Below are 25682 nucleotides of genomic sequence, written 5' to 3'. Positions count from 1 at the left end.
TGGCTGTGGCGGCGCGGTTAGAAAGCTTCTATAAGCCCGGAACTACTTGATGCAGCAACTCAACCTGCCCCTGCAAGCGACCCAGCCGGACTCGCTGACGGTGTTAAAATACCCCTTGCCGGGTATAACTAACAATTGGGATTTTCCTACATGACCTCGCTCGACAGCTTCAAATGCAAAAAGACCCTCAAGGTCGGCGCCAAGACCTATGTCTATTACAGCCTGCCCACGGCCGAGAAGAATGGTCTGAAGGGAATTTCGAAACTCCCCTATTCGATGAAGGTCCTGCTCGAGAACCTTCTGCGCAATGAGGACGGCCGCTCGGTCAAGAAGGACGACATCGTCGCGGTGTCGAAATGGCTGCGCAAGAAGTCGCTCGAGCATGAGATCGCGTTCCGCCCGGCCCGCGTCCTGATGCAGGATTTCACCGGCGTGCCCGCGGTGGTCGACCTCGCCGCGATGCGCAACGCGATGCAGAAGCTCGGCGGCGACGCCGAGAAGATCAATCCGCTGGTGCCGGTCGACCTCGTCATCGACCATTCCGTGATCGTCAACTTCTTCGGCGACAACAAGGCCTTCGGCAAGAACGTCGCCGAGGAGTACAAGCAGAACCAGGAGCGCTACGAGTTCCTGAAGTGGGGCCAGAAGGCGTTCTCGAACTTCTCCGTCGTGCCGCCCGGCACCGGCATCTGCCACCAGGTCAATCTCGAATATCTCTCCCAGACGGTCTGGACCAAGAAGGAGAAGATGACGGTCGGCAAGAAGACCGGCACCTTCGAGGTCGCCTATCCCGACTCGCTGGTCGGCACCGATTCCCACACCACCATGGTCAACGGTCTCGCCGTGCTCGGCTGGGGCGTCGGCGGCATCGAGGCGGAAGCCTGCATGCTCGGCCAGCCGCTGTCGATGCTGCTGCCCAACGTCGTCGGCTTCAAGCTGAAGGGCGCGATGAAGGAAGGCGTCACCGCGACCGATCTCGTGCTCACCGTCACGCAGATGCTGCGCAAGCTTGGCGTGGTCGGCAAGTTCGTCGAGTTCTTCGGCCCCGGCCTCGACCATCTCTCCGTTGCCGACAAGGCGACGATCGCCAACATGGCGCCCGAATATGGCGCGACCTGCGGCTTCTTCCCGGTCGACGCCGCCGCGATCGACTATCTGAAGACCTCGGGCCGCGCCGCTCCGCGCGTCGCCCTGGTGCAGGCCTACGCCAAGGCGCAAGGACTGTTCCGCACCGCCAAGTCGGCTGATCCGGTGTTCACCGAGACGCTGACGCTCGACCTCGCCGACGTCGTGCCCTCGATGGCCGGTCCGAAGCGCCCCGAAGGCCGCATCGCGCTGCCGTCGGTCGCCGAAGGCTTCTCGCTCGCGCTCAGCACCGAGTACAAGAAGGCCGAAGAGCCCAAGAAGCGCTTTGCCGTCGAAGGCAAGAATTTCGACCTCGGCCATGGCGACGTCGTGATCGCCGCCATCACCTCCTGCACCAACACCTCGAATCCGAGCGTGCTGATCGGCGCCGGGCTGCTTGCCCGTAACGCTGCCGCGAAGGGCCTCAAGGCCAAGCCGTGGGTGAAGACCTCGCTGGCCCCGGGCAGCCAGGTGGTCGCGGCCTATCTCGCCGATTCCGGTCTCCAGACCGATCTCGACAAGGTCGGCTTCAACCTGGTCGGTTTCGGCTGCACCACCTGCATCGGCAATTCCGGTCCGCTGCCGGAGGAGATCTCGAAGTCGATCAACGACAACGGCATCGTCGCGGCCGCCGTGCTCTCCGGTAACCGCAACTTCGAAGGCCGCGTCTCGCCGGACGTGCAGGCGAACTATCTGGCTTCGCCGCCGCTGGTCGTCGCCCACGCGCTCGCGGGGAGCGTCACCAAGAACCTCGCCATCGAGCCGCTCGGCGAAGGCAAGGACGGCAAGCCGGTGTACCTGAAGGACATCTGGCCGACGACGAAGGAAATCAACGCCTTCATGAAGAAGTTCGTGACCGCGGCGATCTTCAAGAAGAAGTATGCCGACGTGTTCAAGGGCGACACCAACTGGCGCAAGATCAAGACCGTCGAGAGCGAGACCTATCGCTGGAACATGAGCTCGACCTACGTGCAGAACCCGCCCTATTTCGACGGCATGAAGAAGGAGCCGGAGCCGGTCACCGACATCGTCGAGGCGCGCATCCTCGCCATGTTCGGCGACAAGATCACCACCGACCACATCTCGCCGGCCGGTTCGATCAAGCTCACCTCGCCCGCCGGAAAATATCTCAGCGAGCATCAGGTGCGTCCCGCCGACTTCAACCAGTACGGCACGCGCCGCGGCAATCACGAAGTGATGATGCGCGGCACCTTCGCCAACATCCGCATCAAGAACTTCATGTTGAAGGGCGCTGACGGCAACATCCCCGAGGGCGGTCTTACCAAGCACTGGCCCGACGGCGAGCAGATGTCGATCTACGACGCCGCGATGAAGTACCAGCAGGAGCAGGTTCCGCTGGTGGTGTTCGCCGGCGCCGAATACGGCAACGGCTCCTCGCGCGACTGGGCCGCGAAGGGCACGCGTCTGCTCGGCGTGCGCGCCGTGATCTGCCAGAGCTTCGAGCGCATCCATCGCTCCAACCTGGTCGGCATGGGCGTGCTGCCGCTGACCTTCGAGGACGGCACCTCCTGGTCGTCGCTCGGCCTGAAGGGCGACGAGAAGGTCACGCTGCGCGGTCTCATCGGCGATCTGAAGCCGCGTCAGAAGCTGACCGCGGAGATCGTCTCCGGCGACGGCTCGTTGCAGCGCGTTTCGCTGCTTTGCCGCATCGATACGCTGGACGAGCTCGATTACTACCGCAACGGCGGCATCCTGCACTATGTGCTGCGCAAGCTCGCGGCATAAGCGCGGATTTGTGAACGGTGGCTCACTGCGAAGTGAGTAGAAGGTTAAACGAAGGCGGCCTATCACAAGGCCGCCTTCGCGCGTTTGCGGCAGCTTCGGACGGGCCCGCCCTGCGAAATACCTCGCTTTGGGTGGTTGTCTGGACGCTAGAGTGTGCCGCGCCCGTAAGACTACGGTGACCATCCGGCGGTAAGATTTCCCTTCTCACGAGCAATGGTGTGCGGCGTACGACATGACAACAATGACGGCTTCTCATCTGGTTTCACGTTGGTCTGGTGCCTTCTGGTCGGGAGCACTTGGTATCTGTGCGATCGTCGCCGTCATACGTCCTGCCGAGGCTGATCCTCGCGCCGTGGTCGAGCTCTTCACCTCCCAGGGCTGCTCGTCCTGCCCGCCGGCCGACAAGATCATCGGCGACCTCTCCAGCGATCCCTCGATCATCGCGCTGAGCATGCCGATCGACTATTGGGATTATCTCGGCTGGAAGGACACGCTGGCGGATTCACGCTTCTCGGCGCGGCAGCGTGCCTATTCGCGCATGCGCGGCGACCGCGAGGTCTACACGCCGCAAGTCGTGGTCAACGGCTCCACGCACGTCGTCGGCAGCGACCGCACCGGTATCGAGAATGCGATCGGCAAGACCGACAAGGGCGTGGGCGTGATGAGCGTGCCGGTGACGATGTCGCTGGCGGGCAAGCAGATCAACGTCTCGGTGGCCGCCAGCAAGGAGCCTGCGGTCTCGCATGGCGAGGTCTGGATCTGCTCGATTGCGAAGTCGGTGCCGATCGCGATCAGCCGCGGCGAAAATCGCGGGCAGCAGGTGATCTATCACAACGTCGTGCGCAACCTGCTCAAGGTGGGCGACTGGACCGGACGTCCGGAAAGCTGGACGGTGCCGATCGAGAACCTCACGCGCGACGGCGTCGACGGCGCGGTGGTCTATGTCCAGGACGGCAGCCGAGAAAAACCGGGCCCGATGCTTGGCGCGGCCTACACGTCGCTGCACTGAACTCGCTCGGCGCTTCGCTTTCTCTCCGACAAATCCCCGCTCTCAATCCTCATGGTGAGGAGGCGCGCCAGCGCCGTCTCGAACCATGCAGGCCCCGCTGATGCATCTCGGGCCTCGATCCTTCGAGACGCCGCTTCGCGGCTCTCAGGATGAGGGGCGAGAGTTTGCGCAGTGGTGGGGAGAACTTGGTCGAGCCGGAAACATCCGGACATAAACAAAAAAGGACCAACTCGCGTTGGCCCTCCTTGTGGCGCGAACAGACCCGATCCTGACGACCCCGGGGGGCTGGGGGCTGAGGAATCCGGAACCGAAAGGACCGGGTCAACGCACACAGGTCTTTTCGCAGTGCAGGGCGGCAGTCGCTGGGCGGAAAAGCGGCGACACTATGATTCCTGCTAACGATCCCGTGACGGTTCGCCGCGATATATTGCCACCGTTGCGTGTGTGCTGATTTGCAACCGATTTGGCCGGTGGAACCAGGAGCCTCTTGCAGAGGAGAACGGTTGGCGCAATCATGCAACTGTCATGATCCGCGGTTCCGGGGACGGTCTTCGCGGACGCGACCATGCTGATGCGACAGGAGGCGCTCCATGAGTCTGTCGGAGGATGCCGATCCGAGCGAACAGCGCGCGGCGGCGCGCCCCGCCGCTGCCAATGCTCAACTGAGCCGCGTGACGTTCAACCGGCTCGAGCTGCACCGTATTCTCAATCTCTACGGCCGGATGGTCGCCGATGGCGAGTGGCGCGACTATGCCATCGACTTCCTGAAAGACCGCGCCGTGTTCTCGGTCTTTCGCCGCGCCTCGGAAGTGCCGATCTATCGAATTGAGAAGGATCCGCGGCTCGCGCGCAAGCAAGGCATGTACAGTGTGATTTCGGCGACGGGCTTGATCCTGCGCCGCGGCCACGAGCTGGAGCGCGTGCTCCTGGTGATCGACCGGAAATTGGCGGTGGTCTGACGAGGCTCTACTTCCCCGGCACCGTGCTCGCGCCCTCACCGAGGTCGCGCTGCATCATCACGGTGTCCAGCCAGCGGCCGAATTTAAGCCCGACATTGGGATGGGTGCCGATCATCTTGAAGCCGCCCTTGGTGTGCACGCCGATCGAGCCGGCATTGGCGGAATCGCCGATCACGGCGATCATCTGGCGGAAGCCGCGCGCCTCGCATTCGACGATCAGCCGCTCCAGCAGGAGCGCCCCGATGCCGCGGCGGTGGAAGGACGGATCGAGGTAGATCGAGTTTTCGACCGTGAAGCGGTACGCCGGCCTTGGCCGGTAGGCACCGGCATAGGCATAGCCGGCGACGCGCCCGTCGAGGATGGCGACGAAATAGGGATAGCCACCGTCGACCAGCGCGCGGTAGCGGCGCGTCATTTCAGCCAGGTCGGGCGGCGCCAGCTCGAACGTCGCGGTGCCCTCGCGGACAGCCTGCTGGTAGATGGCGGTGATGGCGGGAAGGTCGGCCTCAAGGGCTGGTCTGATCTCAGGTGCGGACATGGGAGGAGATTAGAGCCTTACCGGGACGGCTGGAAGAGGCAACGATGCTTCCACATACTTCGTCATTGCGAGGAGCCCTTGCGACGAAGCAATCCAGAAATGCATCCGCGGAGGCTCTCTGGATTGCTTCGCTTCGCTCGCAATGACGGCGTTTGGGGAAGCATCCGGGCCCAAACAAAAACCCCGGCCTCTCGGCCGGGGTTCGTGTCCGTTCTCTCGTCTCAGCGCTTAGTCGCGCTGGCCGAGCAGCTGCAGGAGCAGCGTGAACAGGTTGATGAAGTTCAGGTACAGCGACAGCGCGCCGGTGATGGCCGCACGCTCTGCAACGTCACCGCCGGCCGACGCGTAGCCGTAGATGTAGTCGTTCTTCAGCCGCTGGGTATCCCAGGCGGTGAGGCCCGCGAACACCAGCACGCCGACCACGGAGACGATGAACTGCAGCATCGTGCTGGCCAGGAACAAATTGACCAGGCTCGCGATGATGATGCCGATCAGGCCCATGAACAGGAACGATCCCATTCCGGTCAGATCACGCTTGGTGGTGTAGCCGTAGAGGCTGAGCGCACCGAACGTGGCCGCGGTGATGAAGAACACCCGCACGATCGAGGTGTGCGTGAACACCAGGAAGATCGAGGACAGCGAGACACCCATCAGCGCCGCGAACACCCAGAACAGGATCTGGGCGGTCGAAGGAGCGAGACGGTTGATACCCGCCGAGATCACGAACACCATGGCGAGCGGCGCGAGCATGAACAGCCACTTCAGGGGGCTGACGAACATCGCGTAGCCAAACGGCGTCAGGAACAGCTTGCCGACGCGGACGGCTTCCGGGGTCGGAACGTCGGTCACGGCGGCCATGTAGACGCCGAGCGCGGCGAGGCCGGTGATGGCCAGGCCAATGCTCATGTAGTTGTAGATGCGCAGCATATAGGAGCGCAGGCCGGCATCGACCGTCGCGGCGTCAACACGCCCGGCGGCCCTGCCGAAAGGAGAAGCGTAGTTACGGTCTAGGTCCGACATGGTCGAATTCCCGTTGGTTGGCCGGTCCGGCATGAGGGTCGCCATGCCACCGGTTCGTCAAATTCTATCTCGGATACCGGTGTGTGCCGACATTAAATTTGGCTCACAATCGGGACTCCGAACCCGTTCGATATGTGGGAAACTAACACATCCGCTGCAACCATCCACGCGCGGCTGAATGTCGCCCTTTCCCGCAATCCTGGCGAGCGGACGTGGTTAATCGCCGGAATCGCGCGATTCCGACATCGCGTTGCCACCCGCTACCATTTGTCACAAATTCCGCAACACCGTGGCGGGCTTTTTGTTCAACGCCAGCAGCGTGCCGGCGAGCCCGAGCCCGACGGTGACGACGAGGGCGGCCGCGACCACGCCGGCCGCGCTGCCGGCCTGCCAGACGAAGCTCAGCGTCATCAGCCGCGTCACGATCATCCAGGCGGCGATGCTGCCGGCGATCACGCCGAACACCGCGGTGGCCAGCCCGATCAGGAGGTATTCGAGCGCATAGGCGCCGAGCAGCCGCAGCCGGGTCGCGCCCAGGGTCTTGAGGATCACGGCATCGTAGACGCGGTGGCGGTGGCCGGCGGCGAGCGCGCCGCCCAGCACCAGGATCGCCGAGATCAGGGTGACCGCGCTGGCGCCGCGGATCGCGAGCGCAAGGTTGGTCACGACCGAGCCGACCGTCTCCATCACCTCGCGCACGCGCACGCTCGTCACCATCGGATAGGCGTCGGCGACCTCCTTGATGATCTTGCCGTCGCCCGCAGCGTCGCCGCCGGCCTCTGTCAGCGTTGCGATGTGGGTGTGCGGCGCGCCCTTGAAGGCGTTCGGCGAGAACACCAGGACGAAATTGATGCCGAGGCCCTGCCAGTCGATGGTGCGCAGATTGCCGATCCTGGCGGGAATGTCCCGGCCTAGAACGTTGACCACCACCTCGTCGCCGAGCTTGAGGCCGAGGCCGTCCGCGATCTTCTTCTCCATCGAGACCAGCGGCGGGCCGGCATAATCTGCGCTCCACCACTCGCCCTCGACCACCTTGGAGCCCTTCGGCAGATCGGCGGTGTAGGTCAGGCCACGGTCGCTCTGCAGCACCCATTCGGAATCGGTGGTGGGTTTGAGGTCCTCGGCGCGGACCCCGCGTGCGCCGACGATGCGGCCGCGCAGCATCGGCACGTCCTCGACCTTCGCGCCGGGCGCGATCTGGCGCAGATAGCCGTCGAACCGCGCGGCCTGCGTGCTCGGGATGTCGATGAAGAAGAACGACGGCGCGTGCTCGGGAAGGGCCGCAAGGAACTGCCGGCGCAGATTGCCGTCGATCTGGGTGATGGTGACGAGCACGGCGAGGCCGAGCCCGAGCGACAGCACGACCGAGGGCGTCAGCGCGCCCGGCCGGTGGATGTTGGCGATCGCAAGCCGCAGCATCGGAAACCGCGAGCGCGGCAGCCGTCGCGCGATCGTCATCAAGAGCGCGGCGATGCCGCGCAGCAGCGCGAACACGACGACGGAGGAGGCCACGAATACCGCGGCGATGCGCTTGTCGAAAGAAAGTCCGATGACCACCGCGACGAGCAGCGCGACCACGACGGCCATGAACACGAGGTAGCCCACGCGCGGCCGGTGCCATTCGGAGCTGATGGTGTCGCGGAACAACGCCGCCACCGGCACGTCGTGCACGCGGCCGAGCGGCCACAGGCCGAAGGCGAGCGCGGTGAGAAGCCCGTAGACGAAGGACAGCGCAAGCTCGTCGGCATGCACCGCCGGCACCACCGGCAACGGCAACAGCTTGCCGAACAGGCCGACGATGGCGAAGGGCATGACAGCACCGAGTGCAAGGCCGATCGCCGAGCCGATCGCCGCGAGCAGGAGAACCTGCGCCAGGTAGATCCCGAAGACGTCGCGCCCGGTCGCGCCGATCGCCTTGAAGGCCGCGATCACCTCGAGCTTGCGGTCGATATGGCTCTTGACGGCATTGGCGACGCCGACGCCGCCCACCAGCAGCGCGGCGAGGCCGACCAGGGTCAGGAACTGCGTGAAGCGGTTGATGTTGCGCTCGAGTTGCGGCGAGGCATTGGAGCGGCTGCGGACCTCCCAGCCGGCCTGCGGCGCCGCGTTGCGCGCGTCCGCGATAAAGGTTTCGGTGGCGCGCTCGCTGTTGGCGGTGTCAGGCAATTTCACCCGGTAGACCCAGCGCACCAGGCTGCCGGGCTGGATCAGGCCGGTGGCGCGCAACCCCGCCTCGCTGATGAGAAATCGCGGGCCGAAGCCGATGCCGCTGGCGAGCTTGTCGGGCTCGGCCTCGACGGTGCTGCGGATCTGGAACGTCGCGGATCCGATGGTGACGCGATCGCCGGTCTTGAGCGACAGCCGCGCCAGCAGCGTCGGATCTGCGGCGGCACCGAACGCGCCGTCGCGCTCCGCGAGCAGATCGGGCATCGGCATTTGCGGCACCAGCGTCAGCTGGCCCAGCATCGGATAGGTGCCGTCGACCGCCTTCATTTCGACCAGCGCGAGCTTGCCCTCGGCCGAACGCGCCATGCCGCGCAAGGTCGCGGCGGTCGAGACCGTGCCGCGCGCGCGCAGGAAGGCGACTTCGTCCGGCTTGGCCTCGCGCTGGAACAACACGAACGACACGTCGCCGCCGAGCAGCGTCCGGCCTTCGCGCGCGAGCCCGTCGCTCAGGCTCGCCGAAACCGAGCCGACGCCGGCGATCGCCATCACGCCGAGCGCGATGCAGGCGATGAAGACGTAGAAGCCGCGCAGGCCGCCGCGCAATTCGCGCAGCGCGTAGCGCAGCGACAGCGCGACGCCGTTGGGCTTCGCGAACGGTTCGGCCGCGATGCTCATGCCGGCGCAGACTGCGTGTCGATGCGGCCGGAGCGCAGGCGGATGACGCGATCGCAGCGATGCGCGAGCGCGGAATCGTGCGTGACCAGCACCAGCGTCATGCCGCGTTCGGCATGCTTGCTGAACAGGAGATCGACGATCTGTTGTCCGGTGGCTTCGTCGAGATTGCCGGTCGGCTCGTCGGCGACGAGGATGGCGGGATCGGGTGCCAGCGCGCGGGCGAGCGCGACGCGCTGCTGCTCGCCGCCGGACAGCTGCGTCGGATAGTGATGCAGACGGTCGCCGAGCCCGACCGATTGCAGCTCCTGCGCCGCTCGCTTTGCGGCATCCGGATTGCCGGCAAGCTCGAGCGGCACGGCGACGTTCTCCAGCGCCGTCATGGTCGGAATCAGATGGAAGGACTGGAAGACGATGCCGACCTGGCGGCCGCGGAAGCGGGCCAGCGCGTCCTCGTCGAGGGCATTGAAAGCCGTGCCGCTGACCACCACCTCTCCGCTATCAGGACGTTCCAGCCCCGCCATCACCATCAGCAGCGTGGATTTGCCCGAGCCTGACGGGCCGATCAGGCCGATCGTCTCGCTACGGCCGACGCGCAAGCTGATATCCTTTAGGATGTGAACGCGTGCCGCGCCCGTACCCAATGACAGATTGACGTTGGAGATGGCGATGGTGTCCGGCGCGGTGCCGGCGAGCGAAGAGGAATCGAGGCGAGTGTCCATGGTCCGGTCATATGGCAACTCCGCACACGCGGTCGAGAGGCGTTACGGATTGTTCATGCACATAGCCGTGTTGATGCTCGCTTTGATGACGGTCGCAAACCCGGCTTGGGCGGAAACGACAAAACCGGTCAAGCTTGTCGTTCTGGGCGATTCCTTGAGCGCCGGCCTCGGCCTTCCGGCCCAGGAGGCGTTCCCGACAAAACTTCAAAAAGCCTTGCAGGCCAAAGGCATAGTAGTCGACATGACCAATGCCGGGGTGTCCGGCGACACCGCCTCCGGCGGCCGCGACCGGCTCGACTGGTCGGTCCCCGACGGAACCGACGGCGTGATCATCGAGCTCGGCGCCAACGACGCGTTGCGCGGCATCGATCCCGACCTGACGCGCGCGGCGCTGACCGAGATCGTCCAGCGCCTCAAGGCACGCAAGATCGCGGTGATGCTGTGCGGCATGCTGGCGCCGCCCAATTACGGCGCGGACTATGCCGCGCGCTTCAATTCGATTTATCCGGATCTGGCGAAAAAATTCGGCGTGCCGCTCTATCCGTTCTTCCTCGACGGCGTCGCGGCCGACGCCAAGCTCAACCAGGCCGACGGCATTCATCCGACCGCGCCCGGCGTCGACATCATCGTCGGCAACATCATGCCCACGGTAGAGGCATTCATCGGCACGATAGCTGAGCAACGGCGTTGAAAAGCAGGCAGCGCTAACCCTAACCGAAAGGGTTATCCCGTGAGTTCACGGGTCACGCTTCGCAGAGTCACACAAACGCGATAGAAATCAGGGTACCGGTGATTCGTCGCCGGCTCTAAAATTTGGATATGATCCTGCCCAGGGATCATGTCCAAGCATCGGGAGTGCGAAACGATGCCGCGTTTGTTCACTGGTCTGGAAATCCCGGCTGAAGTCAGCCAGACGCTTTCCAATTTGCGGGGCGGCCTTCCCGGCGCCCGATGGATCGATCCCGAAAATTATCACGTCACCCTGCGCTTCATCGGCGATATCGACGGCATGTCCGCCAACGAGATCGCCTCGATGCTGTTTCGGGTCGATCGCAAGCCATTCGAGGTGAAGGTGCAGGGCTTGCAGAGTTTTGGCGGACGCAAGCCGCGCGCTGTGGTCGCGACCATCGCGCCGAGCAGGCCGCTGATGGAATTGCAGGCCGAGCTCGAGCGCATGATGCAGCGGATCGGTCTCGACCCGGAGGGGCGCAAGTTCATCCCGCACGTCACGCTGGCCCGGCTGCACGACGCCACCGACCGTGATGTCGCCGACTATCTCTCGATGCGCGGCTACTTCCCCAGCAAGGCCTTCGTGGCCGAACGCTTCGTGCTGTTCTCGTCGCGTGCCTCCACCGGCGGCGGCCCGTATGTGGTCGAGGACGCCTACGAGCTGTGTCCGTGAGGTCTTCGCTTCGGCGCGCTATCGCGGCGGTGCAACGCCCGGCCGGCTGACGTCGGTCTTCGCAAAGTCCTTGCCTGTGAAGAGCAGTGGTTCGCTGCGGGTCAAAGCCAGCGCATACGAAAAGCAATCGCCGTAGTTGAGTGACGCGGCATGACGCCCCTTCCCGTAACGCCGCCAGGCGCGCCGTGCTGCATCGGCTTGTCCGGCATCGACCGCCACGATCTCGGCGCCGATCTTGACGAGCCAGAGATCGAATTCGCGCCCGCCCGCATCACCGAGCCGTGTCTCGATCACCTTCGTCGCTTCAAGCACCGTTGCCGCAGAGATCAGGCGGATCGGATCGTCGACGATCAGTCGCTCGATATCCGCTGCATCGTCTTCGTTGAGCGCGATTGCCACGATCGCCGACGTATCGATCACCATCAGCGCGGCAATCCATGCTCGTCGTATCCGAGAATTTCCTCAGGCGTGCGGTCATCCAGGACGCGCATTTCGCTCCAGCGTCGCCTGATCTCGGCCATGTCTTGAAGCAGAGCGTCTTTGTGGGCTTGACCGCCGAGCCGGCGCAAACGCTCCTCGATGGCGCGCTTGGTTGCCGTCGTGATGTTCTCGCCGGTCAATTGCGCCAGACTTCGCGCCAACCGCTCCGTTTCGGGGTCCTTGATGCTAAGCGCCATACCGAGGTTCCTTGGTTCCTCAATAGGTATATTCTAGCCCGGCGGAGCGCAAGAATGATCCTCGTGGCGGCCCGGGTGCCGCGTCTCGCGCCAAGGTCCGTGCATGCATGCGATCTGTCCGCGACGGGTGGGGGCGCATAAGCCCTTGCGCCAATACGGAGTTGCAATTTTCGCTCATCTCTGGCGGTAAAGAGCCATGCTCTCGACCCCCAGTTCCTCATTCCGCGAGGCTTATCAGGCCCAGATCGCGTCCGGCGCGATCGAGCCCGATGCCGCGCAGGCCGAAGTCGCGGAAGCCTATGCGGCGCTCGACCAGCGGCTCGCAAACTACAAGCCGGCGCGCAAGCAGGGCCTGCTCAGCCGCCTGTTCAGCAGCGACAAGGACGAGGCGCCGCGCGGGCTCTACATCCATGGCGAGGTCGGCCGCGGCAAGACCATGCTGATGGACCTGTTCTTCCAGCACAGCACCGTCGAGCACAAGCGGCGCGCGCATTTCCACGAATTCATGGCCGATGTGCACGAGCGCATCTACGACTACCGCCAGAGCATCGCGCGCGGCGAGATCGCCGATGGCGACGTCATCGCGCTGACCGCGAACGCGATCTTCGAGGAGAGCTGGCTGCTCTGCTTCGACGAATTTCACGTCACCGACATCGCCGACGCGATGATCCTCGGCCGGCTGTTCGCAAAATTGTTCGAGCTCGGCACCGTGGTGGTCGCGACCTCCAACGTCGCGCCCGAAGATCTCTACAAGGGCGGCCTGAACCGTTCGCTGTTCCTGCCCTTCATCAAGCAGATCACGGATCACATGGACGTGGCGCGGCTCGATGCGCGCACCGACTTCCGGCTGGAGAAGCTCCAGGGCGTGCCGATGTGGCTGACGCCGGCGGACAGCGACGCGGACGCAGCGCTCGACCGCGCCTGGTCGAAGATGTCGGGCGGCGCCAAATGCAGGTCGCGCGATATTTCGATCAAGGGCCGCATCCTGCACGTGCCGTGCTCGGCCCATGGCGTCGCGCGCTTTGCGTTCGCCGATCTCTGCGAGAAGCCGTTAGGCGCATCCGACTACCTCAGGCTGGCGCACGACTACCACACCATCCTGGTCGACCATATTCCCGTGATGGATTTCTCCCGGCGCAATTCCGCCAAGCGCTTCATCACGCTGATCGACACGCTCTATGACAACGCCGTGAAGCTGATGGCCTCGGCCGATGCCAATCCGATCTCGCTCTATCTCGCCCACGAGGGCAACGAGGCCAACGAGTTCAAGCGCACCGCGTCGCGCCTGATCGAAATGAGCTCGGAATCCTATCTGGCGCTGCCTCACGGCCGCAAGGATTCCACCGCGAGCGGCTCGACCAAGGGCTTGGTGGAGACTTAAGTCCTATTTGCCAGCGCTGTCATTCCGGGCTCGCGACGGAGCCCGTCATCGGGCCGCGCTTTGCGCGGACCCGTTGGTCGCGAGCCCGGAATGACAGGGCTGCGTGCCCGAGGCATCGGCAAGCCCGACAATTGGGCATCCACCGACTTGAACGGCGGAAGCGAAAGGGATAACCACCCTGTCAGTTTTCCCCTCCTTACGTGTCTAAAGGACAGGTTCACATGGCGCGCGACAAGATTGCTTTGATTGGCTCCGGTCAGATCGGCGGAACGCTGGCTCATCTCATCGGCCTGAAAGAACTGGGCGACGTGGTGATGTTCGACATCGCCGAGGGTGTGCCGCAGGGCAAGGCGCTCGACATCGCGCAGTCCTCGCCGGTCGACGGTTTTGACGCGCACTATACCGGCGCGAATTCCTACGAGGCGCTCGACAATGCAAAGGTCTGCATCGTCACCGCCGGCGTGCCGCGCAAGCCCGGCATGAGCCGCGACGACCTCCTCTCCATCAACCTCAAGGTCATGGAGCAGGTCGGTGCCGGCATCAAGAAGTACGCCCCCGACGCTTTCGTCATCTGCATCACCAACCCGCTCGACGCCATGGTCTGGGCGCTGCAGAAGGCTAGCGGCCTGCCGCACAAGAAGGTCGTCGGCATGGCCGGCGTGCTGGATTCGTCGCGCTTCCGCTACTTCCTGGCCGACGAGTTCAACGTCTCGGTCGAGGACGTCACCGCGTTCGTGCTGGGCGGCCATGGCGACACCATGGTGCCGCTGGTGAAGTACTCCACCGTCGCCGGCATTCCGCTGCCCGACCTCGTCAAGATGGGCTGGACCTCGCAGGCGCGCCTTGACGAGATTGTCGACCGCACCCGCAACGGCGGCGCCGAGATCGTCAATCTGCTCAAGACCGGTTCGGCCTTCTACGCGCCGGCGGCGTCCGCGATCGCGATGGCCGAGAGCTATCTGCGTGACAAGAAGCGCGTGCTGCCCTCGGCCGCCTACCTCAACGGCGAATACGGCGTGAAGGACATGTATGTCGGCGTGCCCGTCGTGATCGGCTCCAAGGGCGTCGAGCGCGTCGTCGAGATCGAGCTCGCCGGCAAGGACCGCGAGGCCTTCGACAAGTCGGTCGGGGCGGTGCAGGGCCTGGTGGACGCCTGCAAGAAGATTGCCCCCGATCTTCTCGGCCGCTAAGCGCAAAATTCCCCGCCGAAGATCGAAAAACCGGTCTTCGGCGGTTTCACTTCCGGGGCCCGGCTGCAACTCTTGTTGAAGGCCTGGCGGGTTTTCCGGTTCGGCAGTCCAGATCGATGTCAAAGAATCCGTGTTGCAGTTCCTGTGGTATATGGTATGCCAGCCACAAGACTGAGGTGGGCCCAAGAGGTCACCGCCCGCGGGTTCAGGGAGCGACCATATGAATATCCATGAATATCAGGCCAAAGCGCTGCTGAACGAGTTCGGCGTGGCGATCTCCAAGGGCGTTCCCGTCCTGAAGCCCGCGGACGCGGAAGCCGCTGCCAAGGCCCTCCCGGGCCCGGTCTGGGTGGTGAAGAGCCAGATCCACGCCGGCGGCCGCGGCAAGGGCAAGTTCAAGGAAGCCTCCGCCGGCGACAAGGGCGGCGTCCGTATCGCCAAGTCGGCCGCCGAGGTCGCCGAATTCGCCAAGCAGATGCTCGGCGCCACGCTGGTGACGATCCAGACCGGCCCCGCCGGCAAGCAGGTCAACCGCCTCTACATCGAGGACGGCTCCGACATCGACAAGGAATTCTACCTTTCGATCCTGGTCGACCGCGAGACCTCGCGCGTCTCGTTCGTGGTGTCGACCGAGGGCGGCGTCAACATCGAGGACGTCGCGCACAACAGCCCCGAGAAGATCGTCACCTTCTCGGTCGATCCCGCGACCGGCATCATGGGCCACCACGGCCGCACGGTCGCCAACGCGCTGAAGCTGTCGGGCGACATCGCCAAGCAGGCCGAGAAGCTCACTGCGCAGCTCTACGCGGCCTTCGTCGCCAAGGACATGTCGATGCTGGAGATCAACCCGCTGGTCGTGACCAAGCAGGGCCAGCTCCGCGTGCTCGACGCCAAGGTGTCGTTCGACGACAACGCGCTGTTCCGTCACCCCGAGGTGCTCGCGCTGCGCGACGAGACCGAGGAAGACGCCAAGGAAATCGAGGCGTCGAAATACGACCTCAACTACGTCACGCTCGACGGCAACATCGGCTGCATGGTCAACGGCGCCGGTCTCGCCATGGCGACGATGGACATCATCAAGCTCTACGGCATGGCGCCGGCGAACTTCCTCGACGTCGGCGGCAGCGCCAGCAAGGAAAAGGTCGCGGCCGCCTTCAAGATCATCACCGCCGATCCCAACGTGAAGGGCATCCTGGTCAACATCTTCGGCGGCATCATGAAGTGCGACGTGATCGCCGAGGGCGTCACGGCTGCCGTGCGCGAGGTCGGCCTCAGCGTTCCGCTGGTGGTCCGCCTCGAAGGCACCAATGTCGAGCTCGGCAAGAAGATCATCCGTGAATCCGGATTGAACGTGGTGCCGGCGGACAATCTCGACGACGCCGCACAGAAGATCGTGAAGGCCGTCAAGGGAGGCTGAGGCCATGACCCAGGACCATCTCGCTGCATCGTCCCCGCTTGCAGAGCATGCGCGTCTCGCCGCGTTCGCCGGCGAATGGAATGGCGAAGAGGTGGTCTTTCCGTCGCGCTGGACGGAAGGCGGGTCGGCCACGTCTCACGTCGTCGCGCACATGGATCTCAACGGGTTCTACTTGATCCAGGACTCGGTGCAGACGCGCGAGGGCAAGCAAAGCTTCGCCACCCACGGCATTTTCACCTTCGATCGCGAGGACCGGACCTACAAATTGTTCTGGTACGACTCGCTCGGCTACACGCCGCCCTCGCCCGCTTCGGGCGGGTGGGTCGGCAAGACCCTGACGCTGGTGCGCGGTTCGCTCCGCGGCAATGCGCGCCACGTCTACGAAATCATCGACGATGATTCCTATTCGTTGAAGATCCAGTTCTCGCCGGACGCGGAAGGCTGGGCCGACGTGCTCACCGGCGTCTACCGCCGCATCCACTGACCTCTCACTCGTTAGTTTCGCGAAAGCAGACCTCATGTCCATCCTGATCGACAAGAACACCAAGGTCATCTGCCAGGGCTTTACCGGCAAGAACGGCACCTTCCACTCCGAAGCCGCGATCGCCTATGGCACCAAGATGGTCGGCGGCACCTCGCCGGGCAAAGGCGGCGCGACGCATCTCGGCCTGCCGGTGTTCGACACCGTGCGCGAGGCACGTGAGAAGACCGGCGCCGATGCCTCGGTGATCTACGTGCCGCCGCCGGGTGCGGCCGACGCGATCTGCGAAGCCATCGACGCCGAGATCCCGCTGATCGTCTGCATCACCGAAGGTATCCCGGTCATCGACATGGTGCGCGTGAAGCGCTCGCTGGCCGGCTCCAAGTCGCGCCTGATCGGGCCGAACTGCCCGGGCGTCATGACCGCCGGCGAATGCAAGATCGGCATCATGCCGGCCAACATCTTCAAGACCGGCAGCGTCGGCATCGTCTCCCGCTCCGGCACGCTGACCTATGAAGCCGTGTTCCAGACCTCGCAGGAAGGCCTCGGCCAGACCACCGCGGTCGGCATCGGCGGCGACCCGGTCAAGGGAACCGAGTTCATCGACGTGCTGGAAATGCTGCTGGCCGACCCCAAGACCGAATCCATCATCATGATCGGCGAGATCGGCGGTTCCGCCGAGGAGGACGCCGCCCAGTTCCTCAAGGACGAGGCCAAGCGCGGCCGCAAGAAGCCGATGGTCGGTTTCATCGCCGGCGTCACCGCACCTCCCGGCCGCCGCATGGGCCATGCCGGCGCGATCATTTCGGGCGGCAAGGGCGACGCCGGTTCCAAGACCGACGCGATGAAATCCGCAGGGATTACAGTGTCGCCGTCTCCCGCACGCCTCGGGCATACGCTTGCCGAAAAGTTGAAAGGCTAGTTCACTTCTTCGTACTTTTCCGGGCGAAGTTTCGCAGCAAATAGGGTAAATGGTGCCTGTCGCGTCGAGCCTCTGCCGGGAGGCTCGACGCCAGCGCCGTTTGTTATGCGCGAACCGAAATCGCCAGGAACTCAAGTATGTCTCGCCAAGACGCGAACGCAGCCTTTGCCCTCTCCTCCTTTTTGCAGGGCACCAACGCCACCTACATCGACGAAATCTACGCCCGCTACGAGAAGGACCCGTCCTCGGTCGACGCCGAGTGGCAGGAGTTCTTCAAGAGCCTGAACGACCAGCCCGGCGACGTCCGGAAGAATGCCGAAGGCCCGTCCTGGGAGCGCGCCAACTGGCCGCTGACCCCGCAGGACGACCTGACCTCCGCGCTAGACGGCAACTGGGCCGAGGTCGAGAAGGTGGTCGGCGCCAAGATTGCCGCCAAGGCGCAGGCCAAGAGTGGCGACAAGGGTGGCGGCCTCTCCTCCGCCGACCTGCTGCAGGCCACGCGCGACTCCGTCCGCGCCTTGATGCTGATCCGCTCCTACCGGATGCGCGGCCACTTCCACGCCAAGCTCGATCCGCTCGGCATCGAAGCCCCGCGTAACCGCGAAGAGCTCGACCCGCGCACCTACGGCTTCAGCGAAGCCGATTTCGACCGCAAGATCTTCCTCGATCACGTGCTCGGCCTCGAATATGGCAGCCTGCGCGAGATCACCGCGATCTGCGAGCGCACCTACTGCCAGACGCTCGGCGTCGAGTTCATGCACATCACCAATGCCGCGCAGAAGGCGTGGATCCAGGAGCGGATCGAGGGGCCGGACAAGGAGATCTCGTTCACCCGCGAAGGCCGCAGAGCCATCCTGATGAAACTGGTCGAAGCCGAAGGTTTCGAGAAATTCTGCGACACCAAGTTCACCGGCACCAAGCGCTTCGGTCTGGACGGCGGCGAATCGCTGATCCCCGCGCTCGAGCAGATCATCAAGCGCGGCGGCAATCTCGGCGTGAAGGAGGTCGTGCTTGGCATGCCGCATCGCGGCCGCCTCAACGTGCTGACCCAGGTGATGGGCAAGGCGCATCGCGCCCTGTTCCACGAATTCAAGGGCGGTTCGGCCAACCCCGATGCGGTCGAAGGCTCCGGCGACGTCAAATATCACCTCGGCGCGTCCTCGGACCGCGAGTTCGACGGCAACCGCATCCATCTGTCGCTGACCGCCAATCCCTCGCATCTCGAGATCGTCGATCCCGTGGTGCTCGGCAAGGTCCGCGCCAAGCAGGACCAGCACGGCGATCCGCCGGACATGCGCATCTCGGTGCTGCCGCTGCTGATGCATGGCGACGCCGCGTTCGCAGGCCAGGGCGTGGTCGCGGAATGCTTCGGTCTGTCCGACCTGAAGGGCTACCGCACCGGCGGCTCCGTGCACTTCATCGTCAACAACCAGATCGGCTTCACCACCTATCCGCGTTACTCGCGCTCCTCGCCCTATCCGTCGGATGTGGCGAAGATGATCGACGCGCCGATCTTCCACGTCAACGGCGACGATCCGGAAGCCGTGGTGTTCGCGGCCAAGGTCGCGACCGAGTTCCGGCAGAAATTCCACAAGCCCGTCGTCATCGACATGTTCTGCTATCGCAGGCACGGTCATAACGAGGGCGACGAGCCGGCTTTCACCCAGCCGGTGATGTACAAGAAGATCGCGGCCCATCCGTCGACGCTCGAGCTCTACGCCCGCCGCCTCATCAACGAAGGCGTGCTGACCGAGGGCGAGGTCGAGAAGGCCAAGGCGGACTGGCGCGCGCGGCTCGATGCCGAGCTCGAAGCCGGCTCCGGCTACAAGCCCAACAAGGCCGACTGGCTCGACGGCAAATGGGCCGGCTTCAAGATCGCCGACCAGGAAGAAGATGCGCGGCGCGGCGTCACCGGCGTCGACATCGCCGAGCTCAAGGAAATCGGCCGCAAGATCACCAAGGTGCCGGACGGTTTCCGCGTCCATCGCACCATCCAGCGCTTTCTGGAAAATCGTGCCAAGGCGATCGACGGCGGCACCGGCATCGACTGGGCGACCGGCGAGGCATTGGCGTTCTGCACGCTGCTCAACGAGAACCACCACGTCCGCCTGTCGGGCCAGGATTCGGAGCGCGGCACCTTCTCGCAGCGCCACTCGGTCCTGATCGACCAGGAAGACGAGAGCCGCTACACGCCGTTCAACCATCTCGGCCACGAGCAGGGCCATTACGAGGTCATCAACTCGCTGCTGTCGGAAGAAGCCGTGCTCGGCTTCGAATACGGCTACTCGCTCGCCGAGCCGAACACGCTGACCCTCTGGGAGGCGCAGTTCGGCGACTTCGCCAACGGCGCGCAGGTCGTGTTCGACCAGTTCATCTCCTCGGGCGAGCGCAAATGGCTGCGCATGTCCGGTCTCGTCTGCCTCCTCCCGCACGGCTATGAGGGCCAGGGACCGGAGCATTCCTCGGCGCGGCTCGAGCGTTATCTCCAGATGTGCGCTGAAGACAACATGCAGGTGGTCTATCCGACCACGCCGGCGAACTACTTCCACGTGCTGCGCCGTCAGCTTCATCGCGAGATCCGCAAGCCGCTGATCCTGATGACGCCGAAATCGCTGCTCCGTCACAAGCGGGCGGTGTCGCGTCTCGAGGAGCTCGCGAAGGGAACGACCTTCCACCGCATCCTCTATGATGACGCCCAGATGCTGCCGAGCGAGCCGGTCAAGCTCGTCCCGGACGAGAAGATCCGTCGCATCGTGCTCTGCTCCGGCAAGGTCTATTACGACCTCTACGAGGAGCGCGAGAAGCGCGGCATCGACGACATCTACCTGATGCGTGTCGAGCAGCTCTATCCGGTGCCGCTGAAGGCGCTGGTGGCCGAGCTGTCGCGCTTCAAGAAGGCCGAAGTGGTGTGGTGCCAGGAAGAGCCCCGCAACATGGGGGCCTGGCACTTCATCGAGCCCTATCTGGAATGGGTGCTGAACCAGGTGAACGGTGCGAGCCGGCGTCCGCGTTATGTCGGCCGCGCCGCCTCCGCCGCGACCGCGACCGGTCTGATGTCCAAGCATCAGGCGCAGTTGAAGGCGTTCCTGGACGAAGCACTGAGCTGAACTTTTTGAACTGCGTCATGCCCCGCCTTGTGCGCAATCGCGCACCGGAGCGGGGCATCCGGTAAGTCGTGACGTCGTCGTGAATGCGAACGTTGCGGCTTGCCGGACGGCTTGCTTTTCGCAGGCGATGACATCCGCACTTATGACCGCATTGGCGATCTCCTTAAGGAAAAGACCATGACTGAAATTCGTGTGCCGACGCTCGGCGAATCCGTCACCGAGGCCACCATCGGCCGCTGGTTCAAGAAGGCCGGCGATCCCGTCGCCGTCGACGAGCCCTTGGTGGAGCTCGAGACCGACAAGGTCACCATCGAAGTCCCGGCGCCGTCCGCCGGCACGCTGAGCGAGATCATCGCTGCCGATGGCGCGACGGTCGCCGTGGGTGCGCTGCTCGGCCAGATCACCGAAGGCTCCGCTGGCGCTGCCAAGCCGGCGGCTGCGCCGGCCAAGCCCGCTGCCGCTGCTCCGGCGGCCGCTGCTGCTGCTGCTGCTGCGCCGGCTCCGAAGGCGCCGCCGGCCGATGCGCCGCTCGCCCCTTCCGTGCGAAAACTCTCGGCCGAGACCGGCATCGACGCCTCGACCGTTCCGGGCTCCGGCAAGGACGGCCGCGTCACCAAGGGCGACATGTTAGCTGCGATCGAACGCGCGGCCTCGGCGCCGACCCCGGTCAACCAGCCCGCCGCAGCGGTTCAGGTCCGCGCGCCCTCGCCGGCCGATGACGCCGCCCGCGAAGAGCGCGTCAAGATGACCCGGCTGCGCCAGACCATCGCGCGCCGCCTCAAGGACGTGCAGAACACCGCCGCCATGCTCACGACCTTCAACGAGGTCGACATGACCAACGTCATGGCGCTGCGCGCGCACTACAAGGACGCGTTCGAGAAGAAGCACGGCAGCAAGCTCGGCTTCATGGGCTTCTTCACCAAGGCCGTCGTGCAGGGCCTGAAGGACATCCCGGCCGTCAACGCAGAGATCGACGGCACCGATCTGATCTACAAGAACTATTACCACATCGGCGTCGCCGTCGGCACCGACAAGGGTCTCGTCGTGCCTGTTGTCCGCGACTGCGACAACAAGTCGATCGCGGACATCGAGAAGGGGATCGCCGATTTCGGTCGCCGCGCCCGCGACGGCCAGCTCAAGATCGACGAGATGCAGGGCGGCACCTTCACCATCACCAATGGCGGCATCTACGGCTCGCTGATGTCGACCCCGATCCTCAACGCGCCGCAGTCCGGCATTCTCGGCATGCACAAGATCCAGGAGCGGCCGATGGTCGTCGGCGGCAAGATCGAGGTCCGCCCGATGATGTATCTGGCGCTGTCCTATGATCACCGCGTCATCGACGGCAAGGAAGCCGTCACCTTCCTGGTTCGCGTCAAGGAGAGCCTGGAAGATCCGGCGCGGCTGGTGCTGGACCTCTGATCCCTGATGCCTTGAAGACGCCGTCGCCTGAAGGGGCGGCGGCGTTTGTCGAAAGATGGAGGCAAGCTTGACGGATAAAGTCGTTGTCATCACCGGCGGCAGCCGCGGCATCGGTCGCGCGACTGCCATTGCTGCGGCCGCGCGCGGCTTCCGTGTCGTGGTCGGCTATGCCAGCAACAAGACCGCCGCCGACGAGGTGGTCAGCCTGATCGAGGCCAGCAACGGCAAGGCCATCGCGGTGAAATGCGATGTCGCCGAGGAAAGCGACATCGTCGAACTGTTCAAGCAAGCCGACAAGTTCGGCACGCTCGGCGCGCTCGTCAACAACGGCGGTATCGTCGGGACCAGCGGCGTGCGCGTCGACGAGATGTCGGCCGAGCGCATCCAGCGCGTCATGGCGGTCAACGTCACCGGCTCCATCCTCTGCGCGCGCGAGGCGGTGAAGCGGATGTCGACCAGGCACGGCGGCAACGGCGGCGTCATCGTCAATCTGTCATCGGTTGCTGCCAAGCTCGGCGCGCCCAATACCTATGTCGACTATGCCGCCTCCAAGGGCGCGATCGATTCCTTCACCATCGGCCTCGGCTACGAGGTTGCCAACGAGGGGATTCGCGTCGCGGGCATCCGCCCCGGCCTGATCGACACCGAAATCCACGCCTCTGGCGGCGAGCCCGATCGGCACCATCGTCTGGCCCATATGGTGCCGATGAAGCGCGTCGGTACCGCCGATGAAGTCGCCAATGCCATCGTCTGGCTGATGTCGGACGATGCCTCCTACGTCACCTCGGCCATTCTCGATGTGTCCGGCGGACGCTGACGCGCCGCGCGGACGCTGACACATCCTCATCACGCTAAACCTACGGGACTTTCTCTCATGGCTACCTACGATCTCGTCGTCATCGGCACCGGACCGGGCGGTTATGTCTGCGCGGTGCGTGCAGCGCAGCTCGGCATGAAAGTCGCCGTGGTGGAAAAGAACGCAACGCTCGGCGGCACTTGCCTCAATGTCGGCTGCATGCCGTCCAAGGCGCTGCTGCACGCGTCCGAGATGTTCGAGGAAGCCGGGCACTCCTTCGCCAAGATGGGCGTCAGCGTCTCCGCGCCGAAACTCGAGCTTCCGGCAATGATGAACTTCAAGCAGCAGGGCATCGACGGCAACGTCAAGGGCGTCGAGTTCCTGATGAAGAAGAACAAGGTCGACGTGCTCAAGGGCACCGGCAAGATCCTCGGCACCGGCAAGGTGGAAGTCTCCGCCGACGGCAAGTCGCAGGTGATCGAAACCAAGAGCATCGTGATCGCCACCGGCTCGGACATCGCGCGCCTCAAGGGCATCGAGATCGACGAGAAGCGCATCGTCTCATCCACCGGCGCGCTGTCGCTGGACAAGGTCCCCGGCAAGCTCCTGATCGTCGGCGCCGGCGTGATCGGCCTCGAACTCGGCTCGGTGTGGAAGCGGCTCGGTGCCGAGGTCGTCGTCGTCGAATTCCTGGACCGTATCCTGCCAGGCATGGATGGCGAAATTGCAAAACAATTCCAGCGCATCCTCGAGAAGCAGGGTTTTGCATTCAAGCTCGGCGCCAAGGTCACCGCCGTCGACACCTCGGGCAAGACGCTGAAGGCGACCATCGAGCCCGCCGCCGGCGGCGCCGCGGAGACGCTGGAAGCCGACGTCGTGCTCGTCTGCATCGGCCGCGTGCCCTACACCGACGGGCTGGGCCTGAAGGAAGCCGGCGTTGCGCTGGACAATCGCGGCCGGGTGCAGATCGATCCGCATTTCGCCACCAGCCTCAAGGGCGTCTATGCCATCGGCGACGTCGTCGCGGGCCCGATGCTTGCGCACAAGGCCGAGGATGAAGGCGTCGCGGTCGCGGAGATCATCGCCGGCCAGGCCGGCCACGTGAACTACGACGTTATCCCAGGCGTCGTGTATACCACGCCGGAAGTGTCCTCCGTCGGCAAGACCGAGGAGGAGCTGAAGCAGGCGGGCGTGGCCTATACGGTCGGGAAGTTTCCCTTTACCGCCAACGGCCGCTCCAAGGTCAACCAGACCACCGACGGCTTTGTGAAAATTCTCGCAGATGCGAAGACCGATCGCGTGCTCGGCGTGCACATCATCGGCATCGAGGCCGGCGAAATGATCCACGAAGCCTGCGTTCTCATGGAATTCGGCGGAAGTGCGGAGGATCTCGCCCGCACCTGCCACGCGCACCCGACGCGTTCGGAGGCCGTCAAGGAAGCGGCGCTTGCAGTCGGCAAGCGGGCCATCCATATGTAGGCGACGCTCCGAGCCGAATCGGGCGGGACAACATATGCTGCGCCGCCTCCTTCAACCGGTCTGGGTCCTGCTTGCGATCGTCTTCCTGATCGAAGCTTGGCTGTGGGACCATCTCGAACCGATCGTGGCGCGGGTCGTTGCGATCATTCCGCTCGCCCGGTTCAAGCAATGGCTGTCGGATCGCGTCGATGCGCTGTCGCCGGCGATGACGCTGATCGTGTTCGCGGTCCCCATCATCCCGCTGTTTCCGCTCAAGCTGGTCGGCCTGTGGCTGCTCACGCATGAATACTGGACCAGCGCGATCTTCACGATCCTGTTCGCGAAGCTGCTCGGCGTCGGCGTCACCGCCTTCGTCTTCGACGTGACGCGCGACAAGCTGCTGGAGATGCACTGGTTCGAGCGGATCTATGATCTGGTGCTGAAGCTCCGCGCCAAGGCCGCCGAACTGGTCGATCCGATCAAGCAGCGCATCCGCGAGCTGATCTCCGGTAACGGCGAGGGCTGGTCCTCCCGGACCCTCCGCCTGATCCAGCGCTTCCGCAAGAGCGTGCACGAAGCGCGGTAAGTGCGGTTCCTGAACCTGCGTCTCCGCCAAATCCTCAGGTGCCGGCCTGGCGAAGGGCGTGTCATGTGCCTCAGCGTCTCAATGCAAATGCAGCAGATGTGGCAACCACAGGCCGAGCGCGGTCATGGCGACGCCGCCGAGCGTCAGCAGGCCAGCGACATAGGCGAGCGCCAGCATTCCGGTGATGATCGTCGCCGACGCCAGCACGATGCCGATCTGGAAGGCCGCCGACGCCAGCTCGAAGTGATGGTACTTGGCGGTGGCTTCATCGCGCTCGTGCTCGGCATGCTTGGCCTTCTCGGCGAGTTGCTCGGTGCCTTCGCCGGTCTCGGGCTCGGAGCGGTAGCGCGCCGCGGTCTTCTGCCAGTCCTCGATCTGCTTCTGCACCGCCACCTTGTTGGCCTCGTCGCTCGCCGCGCCCAGGATGAGCTTGCCCTGGTCGGCCGCGGTCTGCACCACCGTGCGGCGGATGCTCTTGGCCTGGAAGAACGCCCAGAGATTGGAGGCCTCGACGTTCTTGCTGATCGATTCGGTCTGGGCGCCCTTGCCGAGCGTCTCCGAGATCGCCAGGAATAGCGCCAGAACGGCGATCAGGAGCGCGATCTTCTTGTTCGAGCCGGACGCGTGCTCGGCGTGTTCGGCGTGCTCCATGCTTTCATGTGCGCTCATAGATCCCTCCTGTCGGTTCCCCACGATTGACCGAACCGCGGGCGCCGCGCAAGAGGCAAGCAAGTTATGACGGGACTACGTCGTGCGCTCGACTGCGCGGATACGCGCCGGCGTAGAACTTCAGCAGCCGTTCCGAGTCTAGGCTGGATTCGCCCGTGCTGCGAACCTCCTTCTGGCTGCAAAAAGCTAACCATTGACTCATTCAGCCAAATGTAAT

22 protein-coding genes are annotated in these 25682 nt (G+C 64.4%); 15 read left to right on the top strand and 7 right to left on the bottom strand.

Annotated features, from left to right (window positions below; genetic code table 11):
* The first annotated feature begins 150 nt into the window (after nucleotides 1–150).
* The 3 genes from acnA to NR187_RS29995 all read left to right on the top strand — a co-directional run bounded on the left by acnA (nucleotide 151) and on the right by NR187_RS29995 (nucleotide 4839).
* Nucleotides 151–2871: an aconitate hydratase AcnA gene (gene acnA / locus NR187_RS30005; protein WP_256808707.1), complete on the top strand. Its 2721-nt coding sequence runs from the start codon at nucleotides 151–153 to the stop codon at nucleotides 2869–2871.
* 232 nt (nucleotides 2872–3103) lie between these two features.
* Nucleotides 3104–3880: a thioredoxin family protein gene (locus tag NR187_RS30000; protein WP_211383620.1), complete on the top strand. Its 777-nt coding sequence runs from the start codon at nucleotides 3104–3106 to the stop codon at nucleotides 3878–3880.
* A gap of 590 nt (nucleotides 3881–4470) precedes the next feature.
* Entirely contained in the window at nucleotides 4471–4839 is a 369-nt protein-coding gene (locus tag NR187_RS29995) for a DUF2794 domain-containing protein (protein ID WP_211383619.1), read from the top strand.
* A gap of 7 nt (nucleotides 4840–4846) precedes the next feature.
* Here NR187_RS29995 and NR187_RS29990 read toward each other — a convergent pair whose 3' ends face one another.
* The 4 genes from NR187_RS29990 to NR187_RS29975 form a co-directional block, all read right to left on the bottom strand.
* Nucleotides 4847–5377, bottom strand: coding sequence for a GNAT family N-acetyltransferase (locus NR187_RS29990; RefSeq protein ID WP_211383618.1), 531 nt, complete (start codon nucleotides 5375–5377; stop codon nucleotides 4847–4849).
* A 228-nt stretch (nucleotides 5378–5605) separates the two neighbouring features.
* Complete coding sequence (locus tag NR187_RS29985) at nucleotides 5606–6397, bottom strand: Bax inhibitor-1/YccA family protein (protein WP_211383617.1); 792 nt, start codon at nucleotides 6395–6397, stop codon at nucleotides 5606–5608.
* A 270-nt stretch (nucleotides 6398–6667) separates the two neighbouring features.
* On the bottom strand, nucleotides 6668–9238 hold the full coding sequence (locus NR187_RS29980; RefSeq protein ID WP_256808704.1) for an ABC transporter permease: 2571 nt from the start codon (nucleotides 9236–9238) through the stop codon (nucleotides 6668–6670).
* The gene (locus NR187_RS29975; protein WP_256808703.1) at nucleotides 9235–9957 is read right to left on the bottom strand and encodes an ABC transporter ATP-binding protein; all 723 of its coding nucleotides are present in this window, start codon (nucleotides 9955–9957) and stop codon (nucleotides 9235–9237) included. The genes NR187_RS29980 and NR187_RS29975 overlap by 4 nt, the downstream gene beginning before the upstream one ends.
* A gap of 55 nt (nucleotides 9958–10012) precedes the next feature.
* On the opposite strand from NR187_RS29975, the gene NR187_RS29970 reads away from it, so the two are divergent.
* On the top strand, nucleotides 10013–10648 hold the full coding sequence (locus NR187_RS29970) for an arylesterase (protein WP_256808700.1): 636 nt from the start codon (nucleotides 10013–10015) through the stop codon (nucleotides 10646–10648).
* Between the two features lie 174 nt (nucleotides 10649–10822).
* A complete protein-coding gene (thpR, locus tag NR187_RS29965) occupies nucleotides 10823–11359 on the top strand; it encodes an RNA 2',3'-cyclic phosphodiesterase (protein WP_211383613.1) in 537 nt (178 codons plus the stop codon).
* Nucleotides 11360–11377: 18 nt separating this feature from the next.
* On the opposite strand, the gene NR187_RS29960 is transcribed toward thpR, so the two are convergent.
* Both NR187_RS29960 and NR187_RS29955 read right to left on the bottom strand, forming a co-directional pair.
* Nucleotides 11378–11782 (bottom strand): type II toxin-antitoxin system VapC family toxin, encoded by a 405-nt coding sequence (locus NR187_RS29960; RefSeq protein ID WP_211383612.1) that lies wholly within the window; start codon nucleotides 11780–11782, stop codon nucleotides 11378–11380.
* Nucleotides 11782–12036: a type II toxin-antitoxin system VapB family antitoxin gene (locus NR187_RS29955; protein WP_211383611.1), complete on the bottom strand. Its 255-nt coding sequence runs from the start codon at nucleotides 12034–12036 to the stop codon at nucleotides 11782–11784. Before NR187_RS29955 ends, NR187_RS29960 begins: the two co-directional genes overlap by 1 nt.
* Nucleotides 12037–12232: 196 nt before the next feature.
* On the opposite strand from NR187_RS29955, the gene zapE reads away from it, so the two are divergent.
* The 10 genes from zapE to NR187_RS29905 all read left to right on the top strand — a co-directional run bounded on the left by zapE (nucleotide 12233) and on the right by NR187_RS29905 (nucleotide 24796).
* Nucleotides 12233–13417 carry a cell division protein ZapE gene (zapE, locus tag NR187_RS29950; protein ID WP_211383610.1) on the top strand — a complete coding sequence of 395 codons (1185 nt, stop codon included), beginning with the start codon at nucleotides 12233–12235 and terminating at the stop codon, nucleotides 13415–13417.
* A 221-nt stretch (nucleotides 13418–13638) separates the two neighbouring features.
* Nucleotides 13639–14607 (top strand): malate dehydrogenase, encoded by a 969-nt coding sequence (gene mdh, locus NR187_RS29945; protein WP_094972741.1) that lies wholly within the window; start codon nucleotides 13639–13641, stop codon nucleotides 14605–14607.
* A 220-nt stretch (nucleotides 14608–14827) separates the two neighbouring features.
* Entirely contained in the window at nucleotides 14828–16024 is a 1197-nt protein-coding gene (gene sucC, locus NR187_RS29940) for an ADP-forming succinate--CoA ligase subunit beta (RefSeq protein ID WP_256808697.1), read from the top strand.
* A 4-nt stretch (nucleotides 16025–16028) separates the two neighbouring features.
* A complete protein-coding gene (locus NR187_RS29935; protein ID WP_211383608.1) occupies nucleotides 16029–16508 on the top strand; it encodes a DUF1579 family protein in 480 nt (159 codons plus the stop codon).
* Nucleotides 16509–16542: 34 nt separating this feature from the next.
* A complete protein-coding gene (gene sucD / locus NR187_RS29930) occupies nucleotides 16543–17427 on the top strand; it encodes a succinate--CoA ligase subunit alpha (RefSeq protein ID WP_148755124.1) in 885 nt (294 codons plus the stop codon).
* Between the two features lie 137 nt (nucleotides 17428–17564).
* Nucleotides 17565–20534 (top strand): 2-oxoglutarate dehydrogenase E1 component, encoded by a 2970-nt coding sequence (locus tag NR187_RS29925; RefSeq protein ID WP_211383607.1) that lies wholly within the window; start codon nucleotides 17565–17567, stop codon nucleotides 20532–20534.
* Nucleotides 20535–20711: 177 nt separating this feature from the next.
* Nucleotides 20712–21956 (top strand): 2-oxoglutarate dehydrogenase complex dihydrolipoyllysine-residue succinyltransferase, encoded by a 1245-nt coding sequence (gene odhB, locus NR187_RS29920; protein ID WP_256808690.1) that lies wholly within the window; start codon nucleotides 20712–20714, stop codon nucleotides 21954–21956.
* Nucleotides 21957–22011: 55 nt separating this feature from the next.
* Nucleotides 22012–22773, top strand: coding sequence for an SDR family oxidoreductase (locus NR187_RS29915; RefSeq protein WP_211383605.1), 762 nt, complete (start codon nucleotides 22012–22014; stop codon nucleotides 22771–22773).
* Nucleotides 22774–22830: 57 nt separating this feature from the next.
* Nucleotides 22831–24231 (top strand): dihydrolipoyl dehydrogenase, encoded by a 1401-nt coding sequence (lpdA, locus tag NR187_RS29910; protein WP_211383604.1) that lies wholly within the window; start codon nucleotides 22831–22833, stop codon nucleotides 24229–24231.
* 34 nt (nucleotides 24232–24265) lie between these two features.
* Nucleotides 24266–24796, top strand: a complete 531-nt coding sequence (locus tag NR187_RS29905) for a hypothetical protein (RefSeq protein ID WP_211383603.1) — start codon at nucleotides 24266–24268, stop codon at nucleotides 24794–24796.
* A gap of 78 nt (nucleotides 24797–24874) precedes the next feature.
* Here NR187_RS29905 and NR187_RS29900 read toward each other — a convergent pair whose 3' ends face one another.
* Nucleotides 24875–25465 carry a DUF4337 domain-containing protein gene (locus NR187_RS29900; RefSeq protein ID WP_211383602.1) on the bottom strand — a complete coding sequence of 197 codons (591 nt, stop codon included), beginning with the start codon at nucleotides 25463–25465 and terminating at the stop codon, nucleotides 24875–24877.
* Nucleotides 25466–25682: the final 217 nt, after the last annotated feature.

The sequence above is a fragment of the Bradyrhizobium sp. Bra64 genome (assembly GCF_024519875.1).
GTDB classification, from domain to species: Bacteria; Pseudomonadota; Alphaproteobacteria; order Rhizobiales; family Xanthobacteraceae; genus Bradyrhizobium; species Bradyrhizobium japonicum_G.
Note: the sequence above shows the minus strand (reverse complement) of the source record. Positions and strands in the feature narration are given on the sequence as shown.

Bases quoted from the DNA above. Each gene is read 5' to 3' on its own strand.
- acnA (WP_256808707.1), top strand. From the start codon at position 151: ATGACCTCGCTCGACAGCTTCAAATGCAAAAAGACCCTCAAGGTCGGC.
- NR187_RS30000 (WP_211383620.1), top strand. From the start codon at position 3,104: ATGACAACAATGACGGCTTCTCATCTGGTTTCACGTTGGTCTGGTGCC.
- NR187_RS29995 (WP_211383619.1), top strand. From the start codon at position 4,471: ATGAGTCTGTCGGAGGATGCCGATCCGAGCGAACAGCGCGCGGCGGCG.
- NR187_RS29990 (WP_211383618.1), bottom strand. From the start codon at position 5,377: ATGTCCGCACCTGAGATCAGACCAGCCCTTGAGGCCGACCTTCCCGCC.
- NR187_RS29985 (WP_211383617.1), bottom strand. From the start codon at position 6,397: ATGTCGGACCTAGACCGTAACTACGCTTCTCCTTTCGGCAGGGCCGCC.
- NR187_RS29980 (WP_256808704.1), bottom strand. From the start codon at position 9,238: ATGAGCATCGCGGCCGAACCGTTCGCGAAGCCCAACGGCGTCGCGCTG.
- NR187_RS29975 (WP_256808703.1), bottom strand. From the start codon at position 9,957: ATGGACACTCGCCTCGATTCCTCTTCGCTCGCCGGCACCGCGCCGGAC.
- NR187_RS29970 (WP_256808700.1), top strand. From the start codon at position 10,013: ATGCACATAGCCGTGTTGATGCTCGCTTTGATGACGGTCGCAAACCCG.
- thpR (WP_211383613.1), top strand. From the start codon at position 10,823: ATGCCGCGTTTGTTCACTGGTCTGGAAATCCCGGCTGAAGTCAGCCAG.
- NR187_RS29960 (WP_211383612.1), bottom strand. From the start codon at position 11,782: ATGGTGATCGATACGTCGGCGATCGTGGCAATCGCGCTCAACGAAGAC.
- NR187_RS29955 (WP_211383611.1), bottom strand. From the start codon at position 12,036: ATGGCGCTTAGCATCAAGGACCCCGAAACGGAGCGGTTGGCGCGAAGT.
- zapE (WP_211383610.1), top strand. From the start codon at position 12,233: ATGCTCTCGACCCCCAGTTCCTCATTCCGCGAGGCTTATCAGGCCCAG.
- mdh (WP_094972741.1), top strand. From the start codon at position 13,639: ATGGCGCGCGACAAGATTGCTTTGATTGGCTCCGGTCAGATCGGCGGA.
- sucC (WP_256808697.1), top strand. From the start codon at position 14,828: ATGAATATCCATGAATATCAGGCCAAAGCGCTGCTGAACGAGTTCGGC.
- NR187_RS29935 (WP_211383608.1), top strand. From the start codon at position 16,029: ATGACCCAGGACCATCTCGCTGCATCGTCCCCGCTTGCAGAGCATGCG.
- sucD (WP_148755124.1), top strand. From the start codon at position 16,543: ATGTCCATCCTGATCGACAAGAACACCAAGGTCATCTGCCAGGGCTTT.
- NR187_RS29925 (WP_211383607.1), top strand. From the start codon at position 17,565: ATGTCTCGCCAAGACGCGAACGCAGCCTTTGCCCTCTCCTCCTTTTTG.
- odhB (WP_256808690.1), top strand. From the start codon at position 20,712: ATGACTGAAATTCGTGTGCCGACGCTCGGCGAATCCGTCACCGAGGCC.
- NR187_RS29915 (WP_211383605.1), top strand. From the start codon at position 22,012: ATGGAGGCAAGCTTGACGGATAAAGTCGTTGTCATCACCGGCGGCAGC.
- lpdA (WP_211383604.1), top strand. From the start codon at position 22,831: ATGGCTACCTACGATCTCGTCGTCATCGGCACCGGACCGGGCGGTTAT.
- NR187_RS29905 (WP_211383603.1), top strand. From the start codon at position 24,266: ATGCTGCGCCGCCTCCTTCAACCGGTCTGGGTCCTGCTTGCGATCGTC.
- NR187_RS29900 (WP_211383602.1), bottom strand. From the start codon at position 25,465: ATGAGCGCACATGAAAGCATGGAGCACGCCGAACACGCCGAGCACGCG.